The sequence below is a fragment of the Helicobacter bilis ATCC 51630 genome (assembly GCF_000686565.1).
In the GTDB taxonomy this organism is placed as follows: Bacteria; Campylobacterota; Campylobacteria; order Campylobacterales; family Helicobacteraceae; genus Helicobacter_A; species Helicobacter_A bilis.
In genome coordinates, this window is the sequence record NZ_JMKW01000126.1 from 1 (window position 1) to 1,246 (window position 1,246).

Sequence of the window (1,246 nt, forward strand, 5' to 3'; positions counted from 1 at the left end):
ATTAAACCTGAAAAAATTAAAAAATTTAAGCGTAATGACATAGGACAACCTGACTTCACTTCAACATTTTTTGAGAGTAAAAGGAACTAGAAATGACAGATATAATTGTAGAAATAGGAAAGGTTTGGTTTGAAAATGAAATTATTCTATTGATTCTTATTGTAATTATATTTTTAGCTTCAAAGATAGGTTTTATAAAATATTACTTTGGTTACTTAATAAAATTCTCTAATAAAAGGGGTAAAAATGGCTTATGGATATGATGCAGTCAATACAGATGGTGGTGGATTATTAGATAGAGCCGCTGATTTGATAAATGGAGCAGGACAATCACTTGCTTCAAGTATATTTAAAGCAACAGCACATGTAGTTAATAATGGATTGTTTAGCGTAACACTTGCCTTAGTTGCATGTTTTTGGGTATATAATAAAATTGGCAGAGAATGGAGCAAAGAGGATTTTTATAAGGCAGGAACATGGCTTATTATGTTTGTATGCTTGAAAGCTATATTTGCAAATGAAACATATTATAAAGGATTTTTAGAGATAGTGCATTATCCTATTGCATTATTTTACGCAGGGATAGGCGGACTATCAAAAATGGCGAATCCAGATGATTTGTTAAATGTTTCTAATGCTTTTGTAGGTAGTATGTGGGCTAACCTTAGCATTAAGGATATTGGATTTTTGTTTCTTCTTATGATATTAGGATTACTTACATTATTAGTTATATGGCTTTATATATTATTCTTATCAATCTTTATAATACTTATAAATTTAGTCTGTGCGATTACACTTTCAATATGTCCTATTATGTTACCATGTCTTATCATTCCTAAATTTAGAGGATACTTTTTTAGTTGGTTAAAACTTTATACATCTACTGCACTACAACCTGCATTTGCAACAATTATCGCAGGATTTATGACATCTATGATATTAAATCAAACAACAAAAATAACAACACAGCAACAACAAGATAATTTTTGGAGTAATCCAGCAAATGTAGGGACAGCTATGCTAGATATATTCCTTATCATAATTTTATGCCTTGTAGCAATAACACTATTATCTAAAATCCCACAATGGACTCAACAGCTAATAGGAAGTGGAGATGGGGAACATAAAACAGGTATAGCAGGAGCGATAGCAGGGGCAGGTGCTATGGCAAAACAAGGCTTCAAAGGCTATACACAAGCAAGAAATGATAGAAACTATCAAACAGGTGGACAAAAATAGTGTTGGC

The 1,246-nt window shown here is 31.5% G+C and carries 2 protein-coding genes; both read left to right on the plus strand.

The window, feature by feature from the left end; translation table 11 throughout:
* Positions 1–92: 92 nt before the first annotated feature.
* Positions 93–263, plus strand: a complete 171-nt coding sequence (locus T368_RS15795; RefSeq protein WP_004087036.1) for a hypothetical protein — start codon at positions 93–95, stop codon at positions 261–263.
* Positions 247–1,239, plus strand: a complete 993-nt coding sequence (locus tag T368_RS0111610; RefSeq protein ID WP_004087037.1) for a type IV secretion system protein — start codon at positions 247–249, stop codon at positions 1,237–1,239. Before T368_RS15795 ends, T368_RS0111610 begins: the two co-directional genes overlap by 17 nt.
* Positions 1,240–1,246: the final 7 nt, after the last annotated feature.